This is a genomic window from Moorena sp. SIO3A2, assembly GCF_010672265.1.
Classification (GTDB): Bacteria; Cyanobacteriota; Cyanobacteriia; order Cyanobacteriales; family Coleofasciculaceae; genus Moorena; species Moorena producens.
Map to the genome: position 1 here is coordinate 96,735 of NZ_JAAHHC010000022.1, position 21,283 is coordinate 118,017.

16 protein-coding genes are annotated in these 21,283 nt (G+C 43.8%); 5 read left to right on the forward strand and 11 right to left on the reverse strand.

Translation table 11 applies throughout. The features are described from left to right. The first annotated feature begins 407 nt into the window (after window positions 1-407). On the forward strand, window positions 408-1,406 hold the full coding sequence (locus F6K64_RS23010; RefSeq protein ID WP_008177826.1) for a 2-hydroxyacid dehydrogenase: 999 nt from the start codon (window positions 408-410) through the stop codon (window positions 1,404-1,406). A gap of 299 nt (window positions 1,407-1,705) precedes the next feature. On the opposite strand, the gene F6K64_RS23015 is transcribed toward F6K64_RS23010, so the two are convergent. The 7 genes from F6K64_RS23015 to F6K64_RS23045 form a co-directional block, all read right to left on the reverse strand. After that, a complete protein-coding gene (locus F6K64_RS23015) occupies window positions 1,706-2,770 on the reverse strand; it encodes a calcium-binding protein (RefSeq protein ID WP_008177828.1) in 1,065 nt (354 codons plus the stop codon). Between the two features lie 180 nt (window positions 2,771-2,950). Further along, complete coding sequence (locus F6K64_RS23020) at window positions 2,951-3,634, reverse strand: YggS family pyridoxal phosphate-dependent enzyme (RefSeq protein WP_044491833.1); 684 nt, start codon at window positions 3,632-3,634, stop codon at window positions 2,951-2,953. A gap of 31 nt (window positions 3,635-3,665) precedes the next feature. After that, the gene (locus F6K64_RS23025; protein WP_008177832.1) at window positions 3,666-6,065 is read right to left on the reverse strand and encodes a CHASE2 domain-containing serine/threonine-protein kinase; all 2,400 of its coding nucleotides are present in this window, start codon (window positions 6,063-6,065) and stop codon (window positions 3,666-3,668) included. Between the two features lie 990 nt (window positions 6,066-7,055). Beyond that, window positions 7,056-7,193, reverse strand: coding sequence for a photosystem II reaction center protein K (locus tag F6K64_RS23030; RefSeq protein ID WP_008177837.1), 138 nt, complete (start codon window positions 7,191-7,193; stop codon window positions 7,056-7,058). Window positions 7,194-7,240: 47 nt separating this feature from the next. After that, window positions 7,241-8,365: a tRNA guanosine(34) transglycosylase Tgt gene (gene tgt, locus F6K64_RS23035; RefSeq protein ID WP_008177840.1), complete on the reverse strand. Its 1,125-nt coding sequence runs from the start codon at window positions 8,363-8,365 to the stop codon at window positions 7,241-7,243. Window positions 8,366-8,545: 180 nt separating this feature from the next. Continuing rightward, complete coding sequence (locus tag F6K64_RS23040) at window positions 8,546-8,998, reverse strand: hypothetical protein (protein WP_008177841.1); 453 nt, start codon at window positions 8,996-8,998, stop codon at window positions 8,546-8,548. Between the two features lie 790 nt (window positions 8,999-9,788). Continuing rightward, window positions 9,789-11,048, reverse strand: coding sequence for an RNA-guided endonuclease InsQ/TnpB family protein (locus F6K64_RS23045; protein WP_008177843.1), 1,260 nt, complete (start codon window positions 11,046-11,048; stop codon window positions 9,789-9,791). Between the two features lie 418 nt (window positions 11,049-11,466). Here F6K64_RS23045 and cobS point away from each other — a divergent pair, with 418 nt between their 5' ends. Further along, complete coding sequence (gene cobS, locus F6K64_RS23050) at window positions 11,467-12,261, forward strand: adenosylcobinamide-GDP ribazoletransferase (protein ID WP_044491793.1); 795 nt, start codon at window positions 11,467-11,469, stop codon at window positions 12,259-12,261. Between the two features lie 72 nt (window positions 12,262-12,333). Here the strand turns inward: cobS and F6K64_RS23055 are convergent, their stop codons facing one another. Then, window positions 12,334-12,783 carry a PPC domain-containing protein gene (locus tag F6K64_RS23055; protein ID WP_008177847.1) on the reverse strand — a complete coding sequence of 150 codons (450 nt, stop codon included), beginning with the start codon at window positions 12,781-12,783 and terminating at the stop codon, window positions 12,334-12,336. Between the two features lie 449 nt (window positions 12,784-13,232). Here F6K64_RS23055 and F6K64_RS23060 point away from each other — a divergent pair, with 449 nt between their 5' ends. Further along, complete coding sequence (locus F6K64_RS23060) at window positions 13,233-13,682, forward strand: MerR family transcriptional regulator (RefSeq protein ID WP_287252406.1); 450 nt, start codon at window positions 13,233-13,235, stop codon at window positions 13,680-13,682. On the opposite strand, the gene F6K64_RS23065 is transcribed toward F6K64_RS23060, so the two are convergent. The 3 genes from F6K64_RS23065 to F6K64_RS23075 form a co-directional block, all read right to left on the reverse strand. Beyond that, window positions 13,623-16,490, reverse strand: coding sequence for a glycoside hydrolase family 10-like protein (locus tag F6K64_RS23065; RefSeq protein WP_131827201.1), 2,868 nt, complete (start codon window positions 16,488-16,490; stop codon window positions 13,623-13,625). The two genes, F6K64_RS23060 and F6K64_RS23065, sit on opposite strands and share 60 nt — an antisense overlap. Before the next feature lie 357 nt (window positions 16,491-16,847). Further along, a complete protein-coding gene (locus F6K64_RS23070) occupies window positions 16,848-17,108 on the reverse strand; it encodes a BrnA antitoxin family protein (RefSeq protein WP_008182423.1) in 261 nt (86 codons plus the stop codon). Further along, window positions 17,083-17,367, reverse strand: coding sequence for a BrnT family toxin (locus F6K64_RS23075; protein ID WP_044492669.1), 285 nt, complete (start codon window positions 17,365-17,367; stop codon window positions 17,083-17,085). The genes F6K64_RS23070 and F6K64_RS23075 overlap by 26 nt, the downstream gene beginning before the upstream one ends. A 383-nt stretch (window positions 17,368-17,750) precedes the next feature. On the opposite strand from F6K64_RS23075, the gene F6K64_RS23080 reads away from it, so the two are divergent. Continuing rightward, window positions 17,751-19,814 carry an AAA-like domain-containing protein gene (locus F6K64_RS23080; protein WP_052308424.1) on the forward strand — a complete coding sequence of 688 codons (2,064 nt, stop codon included), beginning with the start codon at window positions 17,751-17,753 and terminating at the stop codon, window positions 19,812-19,814. Between the two features lie 262 nt (window positions 19,815-20,076). Further along, window positions 20,077-21,237: an AAA-like domain-containing protein gene (locus F6K64_RS23085; protein WP_353814746.1), complete on the forward strand. Its 1,161-nt coding sequence runs from the start codon at window positions 20,077-20,079 to the stop codon at window positions 21,235-21,237. Window positions 21,238-21,283: the final 46 nt, after the last annotated feature.

The following is a 21,283-nucleotide window of genomic DNA, read 5'->3' on the forward strand; positions in this document are numbered from 1 at the left end:
TTAACGGATTGCAAAGCAACCAGATGTGACTCAATGATTTTTGCTAGGCATCCAAGCTATTGTTTATAGCTCACTCTACTCATTATTTGTTAATCCTTTAACTTAATTTAAGACTGTGGTAATTGGTGTCAATCTCTCCCACTGATCTGTGTTAAACTTCAAATAAATAAAAGAGAAGGTAAGCATTTATAGCGCTACGCGCAAGTCAGAAGTCAGAAGTCAGAAGTCAGAAGTAAGCTATGACTAAGTTTCGGAGTTTAGGAATGTCAAACACCTTAATGGGTAGTGCTATACATGACCGCTGATAGCTAACTGTTAAATGCTTACCAGAGAATTAACCTTTTCTTTAAACCTAGTCTTTAAATTTTTATCTAAAATTTAATTAAGCTTGTTTTGGCATTACATCTATGAAAGTCGCTGTCTTTAGTACCAAAGTCTACGACCGACAGTTTCTGGAAGCTGTTAATTCCCAATATGGTCATGAATTAACTTTTTTTGAACCGCACCTCGATACTCAAACGACTATTTTGGCATCAGGATGTCCAGCAGTATGCGTTTTTGTCAATGATTCCCTCAACGGACAAGTGTTGGAAAAGCTGGCGCAACAGGGAACTCGTCTAATTGCTCTACGCTGCGCTGGTTTTAATAATGTGGATGTCACAAAAGCGACAGAATTGGACATGATAGTAGTGCGTGTTCCGGCTTACTCCCCTTACGCGATCGCTGAACATACGATTGGCTTAATGCTAGCCCTGAATCGCAAGATACATCGTGCTTATTCTCGAGTACGAGAAGGAAATTTTTCCCTAGATGGACTCTTGGGATTCGATATGCATGGTCGCACTGTAGGCATTGTGGGAACTGGTAAAATTGGTGTTGTGGTAGCCCAAATTCTCAATGGTATGGGGTGTCAATTAGTGGCATATGATCCCTATCCCAACCCGGATTGTCAAGCTTTAGGGGTCAAGTATGTAGAGCTAGCTGAACTCTTTGCTATCTCTGATATTGTCACCCTACACTGTCCCTTAACTACTGAAAACTATCATCTGATTAATTCCGAAGCTCTAGAGCAGATGAAACCAGGTGTGATGCTCATTAATACTAGCCGAGGGGGATTGATTGATACCAAAGCCATTATCGCTGCCCTCAAGTCCAAGAAAATTGGCTATCTCGCTCTGGATGTCTATGAGGAAGAATCTGAATTGTTTTTTGAGGATTTGTCTAATGAAGTCATTCAAGATGATATTTTTCAACGTTTACTGACTTTCCCTAATGTAATCATTACTGCTCATCAAGCTTTTTTAACTGAAAATGCCCTCCATAACATTGCTGAAACTACACTATCTAATATTACTAACTTTGAGCAAGGTCTTCCTTGTCCGAATAAAATTATTAATAGGGAATAGGGAATAATATCAAGTCAGGTTTAATACCTATAATTAGAGGGAGAGTGGGAAGTGTGGGGAGATTGGGGGGGTTCCTAGGGAATGCGTTCGCGTAGCGGCTCTTTCATAGCATCCCATTATATCGAATCCCATAATTTTGAAGTTGGAAGACTTATCCAAAATAGTTCAAAACTATGATATGATTCCCTATTTTAACCAAACCTTAACAACTAGTGACCTCGGCAAAATTCAATCAAGATTTTAGTAATCGGTAATCCTAATCCAATTACCAATTACCGATTACCAATTACTAAATTGGCCTAAAACGCACTAGGAGGAGCGGTAACAAAGGAACGAGGAGGGAAGACTTGTAAATCAATATGCTGCTCTGGACTGAAATCAAGACCTGCTTGTAGTTGAGCAAATTGTTGCTCTTCAAAAGACAGAGCACCTGTAGTTTTATTGTAGGAGATTTGATCAATATCAAGTTCCCCAAAACTAACAATTTCAATCCTATCTCCCTGTTGGACATTGAAATCTGTAATCCTGTCAATTCCGCTTTCAGGTCGTGGCACTTCCGAGTCATCGTTCCTCGGCAATAGGAAACTATCAGTTATGTTGATTCCCCTTGAAAATTGTAGCGGTTGTGATGGAGGCATTGAAGGCGGGAAGATTGGTAATGGACGATTTGTAAATGTGAACTTAAAGATATCAGATCCGTGACCACCAGTCAGGGTATCGCTTCCGTTGCCACCTACTAGAGAATCATCACCATTGCCACCAATTAGATAATCATTCCCACCACCAAAGACATTTTGATCATCACCATCACCAATCAGGGTATCATTGCCAGTGCCACCAATGAGAGTATCACTGCTACCCCCACCTTCGAGCACATCATTTCCGTCTCCACCATCCAGGATGTCACGACCTGGATTATAGTTGATGGGAATTCCAGTCAAACGTCTACGAACATCACCTAAAAGGGAATCATCACCAGCTCCGCCTTTTAGGGTATCATTACCATCTGCTCCGTTGAGAGTGTCATTTCCTGTGCCACCGTCGAGGAAATCATGATCAGATGTCTGTTTAACCTCAAACAAACTCAAGCCAAAGCTAGGACCCGGTCCACCAGTAAGGACATCATTCCCTGAGCCACCAATCAGAGTATCATTACCCTCTCCACCGTTGAGAACATCTGAATCCTCCTCCCCTTCAAGACGGTCATTACCCCCTCGACCATTGAGAATATCATCCCCAGCTCTACCTTTGAGGGTATCATCCTGTGAGCCACCGCTGAGAGTATCGTTGCCACTATCACCTATGAGAATTACACTAGTATTTGTAGTATTTGTTTCCAAGTCCACTAAGTTCAAGTTAAACATTTCTTCGAGCACCTATTCCTATCCAACTCCGACCTCCTTTATTGTCTGGTCTTAGGTATGGTAAGGCTAGCCAATTTTGCAGTATTTAGCCAATTTGACCGATTTATTGGTGCCCGTTGACGCTTCTCGGTAAACCCGACCGGGGTCCCAGCGCAAAATACCATTAAAAATGCTCAAAAATTATTCACGTTTTCCGAAAATCTTGCTTCCTAGGCGAATCATCGTTGCTCCTGCTTTAATAGCCTGCAAATAATCTCCCGACATTCCCATTGACACTTCTTTTAAATTTAACTGAGTTGTTTGATTAAGCTGTTCCTTGAATTTAGCAACTTCTACAAATGCATCAAAAATTTCAGCTTCCGATAACTCCAAGGGAAGAATTGTCATTAACCCTTGAATATCTAAGGAATCGCAAGCTTCCAATTCTGGTAACGTTTCTAATAACTGCTCAACAGACCAACCATATTTATTAGGATCGGGCAATATCTTAATTTGTAAACAAACCTTAGGTCGTTTATTTAACTCATTAGCCCGCCGATTTAAACTCTGGGCTAACTTTAAATCATCAACGGAATGGATCCAGTCCATTGTTTGAACAGCTAGTTTAGCTTTATTTTTTTGTAAGTGACCGATAAAATGCCAGGAAATCCCCTCTAAATCTTTTAACTGCTCCTGCTTAGCACAAGCCTCTTGCAATCGATTTTCTCCGAAATCCCGAATTCCCGCACCATAGGCTTCCCGCATTTTTTCCACAGATACGGTTTTGCTCACTGCAATTAAACGGACATTAGGCTTTAACTGTTGAAGAATCTGCTGGATATTATCAGTAATAGGTGTAGTGATAGTTAAAGGTATTTTTTCCATAGTCTTCCTCTTGCCTTTTTCCTCCATGGCTTCACCCACCAATCACTTTGGACAAATCTTGTAGGATTACCTCAGCTGACTGGTATCTGTCAGCGAAATGATAGGTTACCATCTTTTCTATAATTTGGGCAAATTCTTCAGGTACATCTGCCAGATTACGCCAGATCACTTCACCACTTTCTGGAGAAATGGGCAATTGATAGGGACGAATGCCAGTTAATCCTTGAATCCCAATCATACCTAAAGCATAAATATCACTATTGAAACTAGGGTGTCCCGCTAATTGCTCTGGTGGGGCATAACCGCGAGAGCCAATGGCAACCGTAGCATTTTCTTCCTGACTCTGCTCTGGGCTTTTAATCTGTTTAACTGCTCCGAAATCAATTAGTACCAGTTGACCATCAGTTTCACGACGGATAATATTGCCAGGTTTGATATCCCGGTGGATGACGCCGTATTTGTGGATAAAGACAAGAATTTCTAAAATATCTTTCAGGATATCCGCGACTTCCTTTACTCCAAGCCGTTTATCTACGGGCAATTCGTCACTCAGGGACTGACCGGGAATATATTCTTCCACTAAGTAAAATGCTTTATCTTCTTCAAAATAAGCTAGTAGTCGAGGAATCTTTAAATGATTACCCAAGATTTCTAATATTTCTGCTTCAGTGCGGAATAGCCGTCTGGCAATTTTCAAGAATTGCGGATCGCTACGAGCCGGTTTCAATTGCTTGACCACACACTGGGGTGAACCAGGTCGCTGAGTATCTTCTGCTAAATGGATTAGACCAAACCCACCTGAACCAAGAACACGCTTGGTTTGGTAGCGTCCAGCTAGGAGGTTATGTTCGGGTCGGTACTCTACCGATGTGCCATCAGGGTCTGCACCAGCTGTTGGGTTCCAAATTGCTGTGGCATCTTCTTGAGATAAATCGGTTTGTGGTATCGGTATAGTTTTGGTGTTAGTGCTGGAGATGGTTTTGTTTTGTTCTTTCAACAACGCCTGTAACAAGGCCAAGTTCTGTTCCTGTTCTTGAGCTTTGGCTTCAATTTTGCGGCGCTCTTGCTCTGCTTTTATGCTCTCCTGTTTAGCCTTGTAACCGGTGTAAGTCATTACACCAGTACCCGAAAGGATTAATGCCAACGCAGGTGCCACAACAGGTATCCATCCTGAGTTGAGAAATAGCAGGTAGGATGTTCCGAGCAAAATACCTAGAGCAATACTCTCAGATAGTACTAACTGTCGAGTGTTGCGGCTTACCCCAACTAACACGCCCCCTATTAGTGTCCAACCCCAAATCCACAAGCCTTCTGTCCACTCAGACCAAAACCAAAACTGTGCTCTTCCCTCTCCAAGTGCGCCACTGAGCAGTTGACTCACGATTTGACCATGTATCATGACTCCTTGCATATGCTTGCTTTCTTTTTGAGCAAAACTGTAGGGTGTTAAGAAGTCATCATCTTTGATACTAGGAGCATTCATCCCGATTAGGACAATCCGGTCTTTGACCAAGTCCGGTTCAATCTCCTCATTCAGAACCTTAGTTAAGGTAACGGTATCGGCAAGGTGATCAGCAGAGCGGTAATTCAATAAAATTTGGTAGCCTCCCGTATCTCCCTTTTGGTAACCTCCAGCAGTAGGAGATATCTTGTTATAGACTGTTTTTCCTAGCTTCATCTGTTTTCGGGAGATGTTTTCGGGCTTGATTCCCCGCTGTTCCAAATAGCTTCGGGCTAACTGAAAGCCGAATGATAATCTGGTGGTGCAACCCACGATGCTGGTATTATCACTGGTATTGTCAAAAAATAATGGAGCCCGCCGGACGATTCCATCGGGATCTTCAAGTAGATTAACAAAGCCTACACGATGCTGAGAAATGTTTGGGGGGGCTGCAACACTGGATGCTTCTGATTGACCCCGATAGCAAATTGGGATTATGCGATCGCTACTTTGCAGTAGTTCAGAAAATTCGCCATGACCCGGTTCTACTGGACTGTCTCGAAAGATATCGACACCAATGACAGCGGGTTGATGTTGCTCCAACTTCTGTAATACCTCATACATTACAGCATCTTTGATTGAAGACCCTCCTGGAGCTGTTGTGCCTTTTAAATCTGGCTCAGTCACCTCTACTACTAAGAGGCGGTCATCGGGTGGTAAAGCTGGTCGCAGCTCTATCATCCGGTCGAAAGCCTTTAACTCAAAAAACTGTAACATTCCTAGGTGCTTAGACCCTAGCATTAAACCAGTTACCGCCAAACTCGCTACCAATGCTGGGTTTATCCCAACATATTGCCCCAAGCGTTTCAGCCGCGACCAAGCTTTCGCAGATTTTCGGGGCGGGGGGGAGGGATTTTCCACCTGGGGGCTAATAAGTTTTGATTTGTTTGGTGACTCTTCTGTCGCCACTTTTACCAGCTGAGCACTCATATATAATAGTTATTACTAGAAACGATCACCCTTGATGTTCACCCTTGATGATTCTATAAATAATACGATCAACGGTTCGATCACCCTGTAGAGTAGTGACTCATTCCTTGATTCAATGCCCTGACCTAAGTTGGAAACGTTGCTCTTTGTATTTTCCCGATCGATTTAATCGATTGAGCAGAAGCAATGGAAGCGAAGTTGCTTACACTACCATTTGGCTTTTTTTTGGTTAGGAAGCAAGTCGTGCTTATTGTGTCAAGCTATCAATCGGATTATCTGAAATTTGTCTTCAACTTCGCCGTGGTCAACCACCCTTATCCCAATTATTGATGCCCACCTGACTAATATCTTGGGTAATTCTACATTGATAGTTTTGACAGCAAAAACTGGCATTTAGCCTATACAAACAGCTTCCTGCATTTTAGCTTAACAACCGGTGGATAGTCTTCATCCAACATATCGGCAAGTTTTACTACTCACAGGATGCCCTATCGCCAACTTTTCTTTTTTTGATTGCTTTATCAACACTAGAAAATCTGGCTACTGTCATGCTTCAAGTACAGTTTCGGCTTTGGTTATCTACTTGAAAAGACTTCCAATTCGCCGTTGCTTATCTATTGTCACTTATTAGTTAGACAAAAAAAGACAAAAAACACCTATAACTATCAGCCTGGCTTCAATCGCAGGTTGATAGTTCGTACACCCCTACTGCTAATCTATACCGTCATCAACCCTGCCAAGTCATCATCCCACCCTGACCTAACCGGTTCATAGGTGGGATGAATCGTAGGGATTATTGATCACATAGTCTTCCGAGAGACAAACGTTGGTCAGGTAGTGAGGTTACTTTCCCCCGGATTCATCCGTCGGGTTTGTACTACTCCTTTCTGACACAACCTAGAGCTTTTTGGTAGATATGTCTAAATTTGTAGATATTTTCTGATCAAACCAACCCCTAGAGCCAAACCGGTTTTCTAGCGGGGGAGAAGTTTACCGGAAGCCCACGGCGGCTTGCCAGACAAAGGCTAGCAGCAAGAAGAACACAGGGATGACTGGTAGAACGTCCACCACTGGACCAAAAATAGAGTAAGCTTCGGGTAATGTTCCTAACAGGAGTGCAGCTTCCATATCTTAAATCTTCCTTTCCAACACAGATTTAATAATTGACATGTATCTTAACATGAAGTGAACAGCCATTGAGCAAATTGTGTAGTGAATTGATCACTTAAGATGGCTGCCCTGATCGCTTGAGTAAACCGAATTAGCTCAGTCACATTGTGGTGAGAGAGTAACATATAGCCTAGAGATTCACGCGATCGCACTAAATGGTTCAGATAAGCACGACTGAAATTCTGACAGCAATAGCAAGGACAACTGGCATCTAAGGGGGAAAAATCTTCCCGAAACTGGGCGTTTTTCAAGTTCCAGCGTTCCCCCTGGACTAAGGCGCTACCATGACGTCCCAGGCGAGTGGGAATAACGCAATCAAACAAGTCTATGCCAGATGCGATCGCTAAAACCATTTCCCTGTAGGTACCGACCCCCATCAGATAACGAGGCTTATGCCATGGCAGTAATGGAGCGGTTGTCTGGACAATTTGGTGAATCAATTCAGGCGGTTCCCCCACACTGACACCACCAATGGCATAACCTGGTAAGTCCAGCTCGACCAAGGATTCGGCAGCCCTTTGACGCAAATCTAGGTACACCCCACCCTGAACTATACCAAACAAAGCTTGTTGTTCAGGGCGATTGTGGGCAACAATACAGCGTTTGAGCCAGCGATAGGTTCGTTGAGTTGCTAATTCTACCTCAGTTCGCTCAGCTGGATAGGGGGGACACTCATCAAATGCCATGATCACATCTGCTCCCAAGGCATGCTGAATTTCCATACACCGTTCTGGGGTTAGATCAATCATCCGCCCATCCCGAGGAGATCGAAACCTCACCCCCTCTTCAGTAATAGTACGGAGCTGGCTTAAGCTAAACACCTGAAAGCCACCAGAATCAGTTAAGATTGGTCCGTGCCAACCCATAAATCGATGCAGACCACCGGCTTGTTTAATGATGGCTTCTCCCGGTTGCAGATGGAGATGATAGGTATTAGCCAAAACCATTTGCGCCCCAGCTACCTCTAACTGGGCTGGTGTTAGAGTTTTTACCGTTGCTAGGGTGCCTACTGGCATAAACCTGGGAGTTTCCACCACACCATGGGGGGTCACAAACACCCCAGCTCTTGCCTTAGTGTGGCTACAGGAAGCCTGACATTGAAATGAAAAATTAATTTTCTGTTGATTCAAGTTGATCTAGGTCTTGAAATATCGTTAACTAGACCATAGCTTCTAATTCGGTTAACCCAGGTTAAACTCTTGCGTCTTCGATATTTTGTATTAGATGCATCCAACTTGGAGCAAGCCAATACTTATACCCTTGAATTTCATTAATCAACCTGTAACCTTCTAACCTTCTAACCTTCTAAGCTAAAAAGGACTATCTGCATCATCATCAATTTGCACATCCCATTTCGCGCTTAGAACCTGTGTGACCATAGCTTCAAGGGCTTCCGCCTGAAGTTGATCAACACACTCTTGTTGCAAGGGATTCAACAGCGGAATCAGCCGCAACTGACGATTTTCATTAATTAGGTCAAAGTATGCTTCTTGGGTTGGAGACTGACTCAGTTGTAAATAGTCAAAACTATGGACATTGATGTAAAGTGTCCGATTGGCAATCAGGGTCGAGCAATGGGGATCAGCAAATACTTCCTGAACTAACCCTTCCCCCTGGTTCTTTAGTTGACCATCGAGAGTGTGGATGTAACGGACGCAACCTAAATCACCAAGCAAGCGTTTCATATCTCGCTTGTTGATGATAATGCCAGTTTCAATGATGCAAGGAGCTGGGAGTTGGTGTCGAGATTGGTGGTGACTCATGGATAAAAGCCTATAATGCTTTTCAGGGCTGATATTGACATGCAACTGGTATATTTAATTGATTGGCGAGGCAACCCTAAAGGTTAAACCAATTGATGAGAACATAGCTACGGCAACGGGTTAAAACCAACAATAAAGGTTAATGGTTATCGTACTTAATACCTAATCTAAGCATGCTTAATGGTTAATACAAGCGTATAAGCGTGTAAACCTACAAGCGTTTAAGGGTGTAAGGGTGCCTAGTAAGCAGCAAGAGATAATTCCAATAGATGCAGGGGATAATCTCTGTTAGGTGTTTATCTTTAAATAGTTCACAGTAAACTCGTCAAATCTAGTCAACTAGATTACTCCTGTTTAAGGTTTTACCCTTATTGAGTGAACACCAACAGCTTATATCCCAAATGGGGTCAACCCATTGCCAACTACTTTTTATTGATGCAGTCGCGCTATAGCCAGGGGCCGTGTGGAGCACATTCGAGCACCTTGTCAGCCCCGTGGAAACCACGGCAGTTGCTCATAGGGGAGACCCCCTTTGGCCGCACTGCCTCCCCGTTGTTGGCGCTGCATCGCTTCTACCAAGGAATGTTGATTGAGCCGTTTTGGTCGGAACGAACTAACTAGATTGGCAGCCCGTTGCTGTTGAGACCTAACCCATAGGGTGGAGTAACTTGCTGCTTATAACAACAGCTTATGACACCATACTATCCCAATCTTTCGATGGTGCTCAAAGGAAAATTCAGTGACATCCTCCCGGCGCTGATGCTACGCATACAGCGCGGGCTTCCAAGAATCACTTCAAGGATTTCCTGGTTGCTCCCTTGTGGGGTTTCGCCTCTGACCTAGATTGGGTTGCCCCAACCCCCGGTAGACCGACTGCACAGGCAATTTCGATTCCCGACTGTCCATCGGTACTGATCAGTTGTATCCCTCTATTTTTTATGACTTGACCGCTAGCTACATCCCTATCGGTTTTATACCCACAATCAGGGCAATTGTGAACTCTAACACTCAAGTCTTTTTTGACTTGCCCACCACACTCAGGACACTGTTGAGAAGTCCTCCTGGCATCTACTTCACCAAAAAACTTTCCACGCTTCCAGCACACATACTTAACGATGGTTCGGAATTGTCCAAACCCAGCATCAAGCATATACTTACCCAACATCCCTTTGGCACTAGTTTGATAGTCCAAATCTTCCATGAAGATCATATCTCCAGCATCACAAAGAGCATGAGCTTGTTTGAAGTGAAAGTCCTTCCGAGTGTTATCAATTTTGTGGTGAAGTCTAGCAATCTGCATCCGCTGTTTCTCGTAATTCTTAGACCGTTTCTGCTTTCTAGACAACCTACGTTGCAGCACTTTCAGCCTACTTTGCAGGGTCTTAAAAAACTTCGGCGGCTTGACGAGAGCACCATCACTTGTTGCTAAGAATTTTTCCAGCCCGACATCGACGCCAATGGGATGACCATGTGGCATAGGGTCTGGAACACTGACATCACATTGAATGTTGATAGATGCATACCATCGGTCAGCTTTCCGTATGATTCTCACTTGCTTGACCACAAACCCGTTAGGGATTGGGCGATGCAAGTTAATTGGAATCAGTCCTATCTTGGGCAATTTGATGTGCAAGTCCGTAACCGGATTGTCTTTAAACTGAGGGAACAGCAAAGACTTGAACTGCCCATGCTTTTTGAACCGTGGAAAGCCAAAACCACGGGACTGAAAGTACTCCCAACCTTTGTGCAACTGCTTGATAGCTTGCTGAAGAACTTGAGAAGGAACCTCCTTGAGCCTGGGAAATTCTTTCTTAGCGTTGGGCAGGTTGTTCAGTTGATTAATTTCGTTAGGAAACTTTGCTTCAGATGAAATGATGTACTCTTTTTCAAGAGAGCATCTGTCTATCAAGCATTTGCGACTATCACACCAATCTTTGATCTCCCGCAACGCATAGTTGTAAGCACTGCGACAAATTTCCATCGACTCAATTAATCTTTGTTCTTGAGTGGCGTCTGGGTAGATTCGGTAGCGATAGTTCAGAGTCAACATCCTAATATTCTAGAGGATTTACTGGCTGTAGCGCTACTGTTAAATGTTGTTAATTGAGGGGGTGTTTAACCCCCTCAATTAACCTGGGGGAGTCCATGTATCCCGGCGCTAACAAGATCAGATATAGCGCGGGTCTTATCGCTCCCCCAGGTTAATTGATTAGTTGAACCTCCCCACCCTGAAGAGGGATGGGGTATCCTTTGCACAACAACGCTCGTTGCTGTTCTCGACCTGGGCGTGACTTTCCCCCGCACGGTCGGTAGCTGAGTGGGGTCAATACCCAGTTTTTTTTGAGACCCTTACTTTTTATATTAACACTATTTGAGAGGGAAAAGAATACCCCGTCCTCTTAGGTCGGGGATGAATTTTCCCTCTCAAACTCTCCCACTCTGATCAATTTCAGTAACAGCAGTAACCCATGAAGTATTTTACCGGACAACAATTTAAACAATGGGGACGTCAACTTTTCTGTTCAATGAGCAGTGCTGTAACTTTTTATACCTGTATTCCCCTACCAGCTAGCTGGGGGATGGAGTTTCGGGGCATTGCCCGTTGGGCACCGATGATTGGATTGCTGATTGGGGGGATACTGGTAATATTAGATACTTTATTGCAACAGTTGGGGATGCCAGTATTCACTCGCTCTGCTGTAGTTGTGGTCAGCTGGCTTGCCCTGACTGGAGGATTACACTTAGATGGGGTGATAGACACAGCGGATGGTTTAGCAGTTCCAGATCCCCAGCGCCGTTTAGATGTGATGGCAGATAGTGCTACAGGAGCGTTTGGGGCAATGGCAGCCTGTACTCTATTACTGTTAAAAACAGCTGCCCTAACTGATATCGGGGCTTATCGGTGGGCAGCTTTGATGGGAGCAGCTGCTTGGGGACGCTGGGGACAAGTAGTAGCGATCGCATTTTATCCCTATCTCAGACCCACCGGTAAAGGAGCATTTCACAAACCATGGATACGTATTCCCCAAGATATTCTCTTGGGATTATTCGTTGTCTTAAGTTTATCTATAGTGCCAGTGTTGCTTGACCCGACAAATGCTTGGTTCTCCTTAACCATGGCCATCGGAGGATGTGCGATCGCTCTACTGACTGGCGGCTGGTTCCACCGCCAGCTGGGGGGACATACTGGAGACACTTACGGAGCAGTGGTGGAATGGACAGAAGCCCTGTTTCTGTGCTTACTGACCCTCATCCTTAACTAATTCTTTCGCTAATTCTTTGGCAAAGACGACCTGTTGGTTAATCGAGTACTTACCGACTCGACCACTAACCCCCTAAATTGGTTTAAGTCGGGTTATCTTTAATCTGAACGTGCCACCGCCCGTTGAGCCAAAGGCACGCACCCTGATAATGTACTCATCTGTCTCAGTGATGCGAGCAAATAACAAGGAGTTAGTACTCCCATCTGGTCCATCATCATTTTCCGCTACCGTAGAACCATCAGAAGCAATCACAGAGATCATCGTGTCAAAGTTGTCTGAGATCAGGTCGATGGCAACTTGGTCTCCCGCATCAAGATTTACTACATAGTCTCGGGCAAAGCCACCGTCCCCGATCGGAATATCTTTTTGAGTCAGGGTGTCAACAATTTCTTTGCTATGGGAAATCGGCTGCGGATTGTACAGGTTTTGTGCTCTGGCTACCGGTGCAGTTAAGCTCGTTGCCAAGAAAGTTGCTGCTACAGGTATAACCCAGCTAAACCAAGCAGCAAAAGCTTTACTCATCTAAACTAGATATCTTTTAGTTGCTAACATTTCTAACACTGTACCCTAACCCCCTTCAAAAAGCAGGGTCGTGTCGAGTATGGGATTGAAGTAGACCCAGGCTATCCCCTGACAATACAACCAGCTTAATCTATTGCTGACGGGATGTTCCACCGCCAAATTTTTGAGATTTTTCCTACTTTACTCTAGTCATTTTATAAGCACAAAAAAGCATAAATTCAACGCGATCGCTATTTCAACCTCACTTCGAGATAACCAACTTTATCCAGGAATTAAAAGCTTTGAGTCTGTTCTGCTCTCTCCTCAAAAAAATCGCCAATTTATGACATCAAACTGAGGTTATTTCCCTCAATATTTACTTCGGAAGAGATTTTTTTTACTAGAACTTGTCAATGATTCATTTATCCTATATAATACTGTTATAGGAAGAGTTAAAACAAGGCAACCAAATGAACAAGTATGTTTGTACTACAGAAGCAGCATCTCTCTTAGGTATTTCTTCTCGGCGATTGCGCCAACTTCTAGAGAAGGGTCGGGTTCGGGGTGCTTATAAAAGTGGGAAATTCTGGATTATTCCCTTGTTCAACAATCTGCCCCAAATCACGAAAGGCACTAGAGGACCAAAAGGGAAATGGCGCACTAATCGTGCTCCGGCTTTAGCTAAGATCAATGTCAACCGCAATAACATTGGCTCGAATATCCACAAAAGCCCCGAAGAACGGAAGCCAGTGATTTCGGTAAAACGAAGCGGCAACAATATATACGGCAACCAGGTAGAAATCCTTGGCCCGTGCCGCATTGTCTATAACCCGGATAACCCACTATCTTGTGGTGCTCGTCTATGGATCGAGACCTTCAGTGATGTCCACTTCATTGGTGGCCGTTTCCCTGCCAGCTAATGGTCGATTTTTGAGCGTCCGCTCACCATAGCGCAATAATCGTTGGATCGTTTCCAGACGGTTGTCCCATACCTGGACTTGATACGGTTGCTCAACTGATTGTCCAAACATCCACGTCTGAAAGCGAGTACGGAAGGATGACATGGACAATTGTGCTGATAGCAAGCTCATCATGGATGGCTTGTCCGCTAGTCGATTCAGCAACAGGGAAAGGGTATCGGCTTGTTGTCCCCAGTCTGAAAGGTCTGGTTCTCCAATCACGATTTGATTATTTGCCAACATAAAACTCCATTCCTGTTGCAGAGCCTGATAACGTTCTGCTGCAGTTAGGAACGGTTGACGGTAAGGTACTTGTATTTCAGTGGTAGCCTCTTGTTCTCCTTGAGTGCGTGTCAAGATACCCCTGAGATTATCATTGAGATTTTCTACTGCAAATAGGGCATAGCCAGGAGCTGGTAAATCTCGCAGCAGTTGGATTTGGTCAACAGCTACAATATCGGGTAAATTCAATAGACGAATCCCTGGCAAAACTAACGCTGAGCTGAGGGATGATTTTTTTAGCCATGGCTGGGCTAATTTCTGTAACTCTTCCGTTTCCAATGCATAAGTCATCGGTACCATCAGGTCAATCTCACCCCGAGATGCCCAATCTTCCCAGTTTTGTTGGATTTTTTGCAATCGGTCTTCCCGAGGCATGGGAAATACAGCAGCAGATATAATCAAGTCGGGACGTTTCTGGCGCAGCATCTGTGACACTGACTTGACTAAAGTGTCAATTTGCTTTATACGGAAATCTGTCCACTGTCGCCATAACTTCTGATTCCTTGGGTCAATCTCAATGGGGTCAACACCGGTCAATTCCTGAAACTGTTCACGGGCTGCCTTACCATAGCCAAAGGTATGACCAGCTTTGGGGTCTTGAAACGGGTAGCGAATATAGTCGAGTTGAATCCCATCCACTTCATAGCGGCTGGCTATCTCTTCCAATAGCTTAGTTAGATAATCCCGCACTTCCGGATTAGCCGGGTCAAGAAATGCCTTTCTAGTTCTTTTGTGAAACACACGTTTTTCGTTATCCAAGATTGCCCAGTCTGGATTCTTGGATAGCACTGGTCCGAGATAGTCTGCTGGTTGATCTAAAACCGCATTGTGACGCTGGTTAGCTGCAGCAAACATCCAAACCCAAGCGTGCAATTCCATCCCTCGTTCATGGGCTAACTTGACTGCTGCTTCTAGGGGATCCCATCCTTCAACCAAGGGATTTTGCTCTGGTGCGATCGCACTCGGGTAAATCGTATAACTAGCGTTAACCGTTTCAAAAAAGATGGTGTGAAAACCAGCTGTAGCCAATTTGTCAAAAATCTTAGCTAAATCTTTTTCAGACTTCGCCTTAACAATAGTACCCCGGTCTAGCCAAATTGCTCGAATCTCTGACTGGGCTAGTTTACGATCAATTGGGTAGTTTTCCCACAGGGTATTTCGTGCTGTCATCCACAGCTGACTAGCCTTTTGATACTCCCTGCGAGCCACTGCTCGACGATAATTTTCCAAACCCACTCTGGCCTGATTCAATGCCTCAATAGCTGAGTAAGTAGCTGAGTCAGTTTCATCCGTTGTTTCCTCAGAGGTTTCCGACACTTGCTTAGCACCAGCAGTGACAAATTGTTCGATAGCAGCGCCTGTCGATAAATTCAGATTACTGTTAGCTGCATCGGCTCTTAGCAAAGCACTTTCAAACCGACCAATCAGATTTTCCAACTCCCGCTCCATCGCAGTAGCTTGCTTTAGGGTTAGAATTCGTCTTCTATATCTTGGTGGTGGCGCTTTTGCTGGCTTGGGTGATGGGGCTAATCGGGAATTGGTAGGCTTAGCTGAAGCATCTGTGTTATTGCCAGACTCTGCATCTTCTGTTTCCACCTGTTTCTGGGCAATAGTCGTTTCGATATTCCCACAATGTTGTGGTGAGTGATCAGAGGATTGAGATGATGTAGATGAATCACTAGTGAGTTGGGCATCAGTGACATTGACATCAGTGACTTGGACATCATAGCGACCAAGAGCCGCTCGTAACCAAGCACTATCGACTTCTGCCGGAGCTACGCGATCGATACCCCAGCGCCAACCAAAAAAGGTAGCATTATTAGAGGTTACTACAGCAGGGGGCTTGTCAACCTGACTCCAGACCGCAGCAGTAGTGGAATTAAGATCAGTAGGAATAAGAGTGCCACCCTGGATGATACCTGTAATTCCAGTATCCTGCACCCATTTTTGGTTACTGTCTGGGGAAGGATGGAGGATAGAGGGTTGGGTCATCGCAAACCCCCAATAAGCACCCAAAAGCTCACGCAATTGTTTGCGGATGTCAGGTTTGGAAAGTAACCCAGTCGGACCGGTGACAATAACTTTTCCTCCTTGTGCAATCCACTCCTGTAACGCTTGGAATTGTTTTGGGTGGAGGAACTCGACATTAGGCAAAAATAGCAAATTAGTGTTATGGAAGTCAGAGGCTTTCTTAACTTCAGTCAAGTCAACAATACAGTAGTTAACTCCAATTGAATGCAAGCGTTCGGTAATTCCAGACCAATGCCCTTGATTATCCCGACTCTTAACTACTCCCAGTTGCACCGTTTGAGCACTAGCAGCTGGTAACCATGGTAGAGAATTGAGCAAAAGCCCGATTAAGGTACTAACTACAATAGTCTTGAGATCGATAGGATTAGATTTGACTCTGGTTAAATCTCCGATCAAGGGGGTTAGCTGCTTGGACAAATACCACTGCCAATTGGAACTATCACTACTCCTGAACACCGTTTACTCCTTAAATTTTTATTATCCAAATCCTAACCTCTGTTGGTAATTAACAACGTTAGCGAGAAGTGCGGATTTAGATCAGTGCGATCGCATTAGGTATAGCGCTACGCGCAAGTCAGAAGTCAGAAGTCAGAAGTCAGCGATTACTTACGTTTCGGAGTTTAGGAGCGACTGCATCAAGACAATGTTAAACATCTTAATGCGTAGTGGTATATTGGTTCAATTGTAGTTTATGACTGGTATAACCCATAGGGGATATGTCGGCTAAAATTAGCGTAAGCGGTCAGCTGATACGCGACACGCTGATAGCTGATAGCTTACGAATTAGCTGACATGAAGGGAATAATTTTACCATCAATGATTACTTTTCTGTCGTTGATGATTAACATAAGTACGAAGAACGTTATTAATTGATGATTGATAGCCTTTTCCTTGACTTTTGAACCAGTCTATGATGTCACTATCTAAGCGAATAGAAATCGCTTTTTTAGTAATCGGTTTAACTATTTTGGCATTTTCCCAAAAATTATCGTCTAACTCAGGTATATCTGAGGTATCAATGGCAGAGTCAGGAATAGTTTTGATTTCTTCAAGTCGTTTGGGCGAGATACTCATAATACTTTCTCTTTTCCTTAGGGGTAGCTTTTCGAGCAGAAATTAAGCGAATTTTGCTGTTTCTTTCAGTGTGGGCTACGGTGACAATGACAACGCCTTGTATGGAACCGATGCTAATTTCTCTGATTTCATCATAATCGTATCGTTCATCAATTGACGTAAAAACGATTCCAAAGAATATTTCCTGTGCTTCTTCAAAGCTGATGCCATGTTTTTGCTTATTTTGTCGGTTTTTGTTTTCGTCCCATTCAAATTCCATTAATTTGTATATACTTTTTGTATATACAAGCATTATAACATAAAATTTAGTTTTTGGTTTCTATTCCACTTTCCGGTAAATGGTATATGGACGCGATCGCATTCTAGGGTAAGCGCAAGAAAAAATTGCCCATAGTGTGCATTGGCTAGATATGCTGATAGCTTATTGCTTACCTAGGGAGTAGGAGTATGAAGTAAGGTGAAGTAAATCAAATGGCTTTGATAATTATTAAAAACGCTAGAATTATTTGTGTGGAAAAACAAACCGTAAGCACTCAGCTGATACGCGACACGCTGATAGCACCTCAAGTAGCGTGCGCGTAGCCCATAGGCTTACGATAAACCCTACCGAAATTAATATCCTGGATAGGTTGGGCATCTCCCATGAAGACTCATAACCATCGGTCAGTGTGTGGGAAATTCAAGCAGCGGTTAAATAATGCGGTTAAACGCTGGTTTAATTCCCCTAAAAATGGTCATAGCAGCACCACACAACCAATAGCTGTTTCTGTGGCAGAGCCTTATGCTCCCTACAAACCTCCCTCAACTACTCAGCCACCTAACCACAGCTACGGCGTAACTAATCATACCTGGCCCCCTGGTTATCGGCTACAGAACGGGAAGTATACCATCGAAAAAAAACTAGGACAAGGTGGGCTGGGTATTACGTATTTAGCCCGAACTAAAACAGGCGATCGCATTGTTATTAAAACTATCGTTAATCATGTACTCCGCCAAGATAATTTATTAGAATATTGGAAAATTTTTGCCAACGAAGCGGTAAAGTTAGCCCAATGTAGCTGTGGCAATCCTCATCTAGTCGGCTTATCAGAAGAAATCATCCGAGAAGGTGATTTGCCCTGCTTGATCATGGAATACATCGAGGGGGAAACCTTGTCGGATCTGGTGAAACGGCAGGGTGTGCTTTCGGAAGAGCAAGCCTTGCTCTACATTGGGCAAATTGGTAGCGCCCTCAGGGATATTCATCAGCAAGGATTACTCCATCGGGATGTTAAACCTCATAACATCATGGTGGGTCACGATGGTTCTGGTGCCGTGTTGATTGATTTGGGTATTGCTACTAGGTTTGTCCCTGGGGTTACCCAAACTCATCTGTGTGGGCGGACTCCTGGCTATGCTCCTCTGGAACAATATGAGTGGCGAGGGCAACAGGGTCCCTACACCGATGTCTATGCTTTGGCCGCTACCTTGTATGTGCTTTTAACTGGAAAGAAACCAGTAGCCGCTGAGGATCGGGCTGATGGAGTTGTATTACCACCACCAAAGGATTTTAATCCCCAGATTAGCGATCGCATAAATCGAGCCATTCTCCATGGCATGAACTTGGTGGCTAGCGATCGCCCTCAGTCTATACCAGAATTTTTAACATTACTCGGTATTGAATTACCAAATAATAATAGCAACTATAATAACACAAGTAGCACTAATAATCAACAACAGACAACCGCTCAAGTTGGAGACTTTTATATAGAACGTCCTCAAGATGCTGAGTGTTATCAAAAGAGTTTACAACCAGGGGCACTAATTCGGATTAAAGCACCGAAGCTGATGGGGAAAACGTTACTTAGTCATCGGATTCTTGCTTATGCTAAATCTAGGGGTTATCGCACGGTTTATTTGAATCTGAATGAGTTTCCTTGCCATGATTTGGAGATATTTTTCCAGTCTTTTTGTGTGCGGGTTGCTCAAAAATTGAAATTGCCCAATGAGTTGCCAAATTATTGGGACGATAGTTTGTTCACCACTGAAGTAAAGTGTAGCACCTACTTTGAAGAGTATTTGTTGGTTTCTTCAGAGAGTCCTTTAGTTTTATGTCTCGATAACCTGGAGCGAGTTTTTCCTCATCAACAAGTTGCTGAAGGGTTTCTTACTTTGCTGCGTAGTTGGCATGAAAATGGCCAATTTTATGATATTTGGAAAAGACTGCGATTGATAGTGGTTTATTCTACGGAAGTTTATATTGAATTGGCTATCAATAAGTCGCCTTTCAATGTAGGATATCCTGTAGATTTAACTGATTTTACTTTGAATCAGGTTCAGGATTTGGCGAAATTTTATGGCTTAAATTTATCCGTTAATTCAGTACACAAATTAATGAGCATGGTAGGGGGACATCCTTATTTATTACAGTTAGCTTTCTCTACTCTTAGCAAAAATAGCAACATCACCATGGAGCATCTGTTAGAAACCGCCCCGACAGAATCAGGGATTTATCGCCATCATTTGCGAGAACTTTTAAATAATCTCATGCTCCATCCCGATTTACTAAACGCTTTCAAAAAATTACTGACAACTACTCAAGCAGTGCGCCTGGATTATAAAGAAACCTATCTGTTAGAAAGTCTGGGATTAGTCAGAGCAATCGGTAATGATTGTATTCCGAGATATAATTTGTATCGTCAGTATTTTAGTGACAGGATTTTATAGTGAATGTAAGCAGTCAGCGGTCAGCAGTCAGCGGTCAGCGGTCAGCCGTTGGTTGAAAAGTGAAAAGTGAAAACTGTTCGCGTAGCGTGCGCGTAGCGCTTAAGCTGTTCGCGTAGCGTGCGCGTAGCGCTTAAGCTGATAACTGATAGCTGATAACTGATAGCTAATAGCTGATAACTGATAGCTAATAGCTGATAACTGATAGCTGATAGCTGATAGCTAATAGCTGATAGCTTCTTTATTCCCTACTCCCTTCCCAATCATGACCAACCAACCAACAATCTATCAAGTTGGCGGAAGTTTACCTAACAATGCTGCTACTTATGCAGTCAGAAAAGCTGATCAAGAAATTTTTGATGCTTTGATGGCTGGGGAATTTTGTTATGTGCTCAACTCGCGACAGATGGGTAAGTCTAGTTTGCGGGTAAAAACCATGCAAAGACTAATAGAGGCGGGAGTAGCTTGTGCTTCTGTTGATGTTACCCAAATTGGCAATTTCGTAACGTCAGAGCAATGGTATGCTAGCTTAATAAAGAGTCTGGTAAATAGTTTTAAGCTCTCAGATAAATTCAAGGTTTTACCTTGGTTACGAGAGCGTAAGCAACTCTCGCCATTAATGTGGTTGGGTGAGTTTATTGAAGAAGTGCTGTTGTCAGAGATTCCAGAAAATATTGTTATCTTTCTGGATGAAATTGACAGTATTATTAAGGTAGAGTTTAAAGATGATTTCTTTGCCTTTATTCGCAGTTGTTATAACAAACGAGCGGAAAATCCTGCCTACAAGCGGCTGAATTTTTGCTTGCTGGGAGTAGCAACTCCAGCGGATTTGATTCAGGATAAACAGCGCACTCCGTTTAATATTGGTCGGGATATTGACCTGACTGGCTTTACCTTTGAGGAAGCGAAAGAGCCTCTGATCCCTGGTTTGGAAGGGAAAGTGGATAATCCTGAACAGGTGTTAGCTGAGATATTGAACTGGACGGAGGGACAACCGTTTCTGACCCAGAAGTTGTGTAAGTTAATGGTGGATGGATCCCCCCTAACCCCCCTTAACAAGGGGGGAACTTCTGGAGGGGGATCTATCCATAGCACTTCTGGAGAAGGATCCCCCCTAACCCCCCTTAACAAGGGGGGAACTTTTGGAGGAGGATCGATCCATAGAACTTTTGGAGAGGGATCCCCCCTAACCCCCCTTAACAAGGGGGGAACTTTTGGAGGAGGATCGATCCATAGAACTTTTGGAGAGGGATCCCCCCTAACCCCCCTTAACAAGGGGGGAACTTCTGGAGGGGGATCTATCCATAGCACTTCAGGATTGGGTACCCCCCTAACCCCCCTTAACAAGCTATGCTTTATAAACATCTTTCTTAACATAAAAATTGACAAAAAGAGTCAAGTGTGCATAGAGAGGCGATCGCCCTAAATTGACAAAAAGAGTTAAGTGTGTATAAGAGTGCGATCGCTAATCT

Bases quoted from the DNA above. Each gene is read 5' to 3' on its own strand.
- F6K64_RS23080 (WP_052308424.1), top strand. From the start codon at position 17,751: ATGAAGACTCATAACCATCGGTCAGTGTGTGGGAAATTCAAGCAGCGG.
- F6K64_RS23075 (WP_044492669.1), bottom strand. From the start codon at position 17,367: ATGGAATTTGAATGGGACGAAAACAAAAACCGACAAAATAAGCAAAAA.
- F6K64_RS23085 (WP_353814746.1), top strand. From the start codon at position 20,077: ATGACCAACCAACCAACAATCTATCAAGTTGGCGGAAGTTTACCTAAC.
- F6K64_RS23040 (WP_008177841.1), bottom strand. From the start codon at position 8,998: ATGAGTCACCACCAATCTCGACACCAACTCCCAGCTCCTTGCATCATT.
- F6K64_RS23025 (WP_008177832.1), bottom strand. From the start codon at position 6,065: ATGAGTGCTCAGCTGGTAAAAGTGGCGACAGAAGAGTCACCAAACAAA.
- F6K64_RS23045 (WP_008177843.1), bottom strand. From the start codon at position 11,048: ATGTTGACTCTGAACTATCGCTACCGAATCTACCCAGACGCCACTCAA.
- F6K64_RS23010 (WP_008177826.1), top strand. From the start codon at position 408: ATGAAAGTCGCTGTCTTTAGTACCAAAGTCTACGACCGACAGTTTCTG.
- F6K64_RS23055 (WP_008177847.1), bottom strand. From the start codon at position 12,783: ATGAGTAAAGCTTTTGCTGCTTGGTTTAGCTGGGTTATACCTGTAGCA.
- F6K64_RS23015 (WP_008177828.1), bottom strand. From the start codon at position 2,770: ATGTTTAACTTGAACTTAGTGGACTTGGAAACAAATACTACAAATACT.
- F6K64_RS23070 (WP_008182423.1), bottom strand. From the start codon at position 17,108: ATGAGTATCTCGCCCAAACGACTTGAAGAAATCAAAACTATTCCTGAC.
- F6K64_RS23020 (WP_044491833.1), bottom strand. From the start codon at position 3,634: ATGGAAAAAATACCTTTAACTATCACTACACCTATTACTGATAATATC.
- F6K64_RS23030 (WP_008177837.1), bottom strand. From the start codon at position 7,193: ATGGAAGCTGCACTCCTGTTAGGAACATTACCCGAAGCTTACTCTATT.
- F6K64_RS23060 (WP_287252406.1), top strand. From the start codon at position 13,233: ATGAACAAGTATGTTTGTACTACAGAAGCAGCATCTCTCTTAGGTATT.
- cobS (WP_044491793.1), top strand. From the start codon at position 11,467: ATGAAGTATTTTACCGGACAACAATTTAAACAATGGGGACGTCAACTT.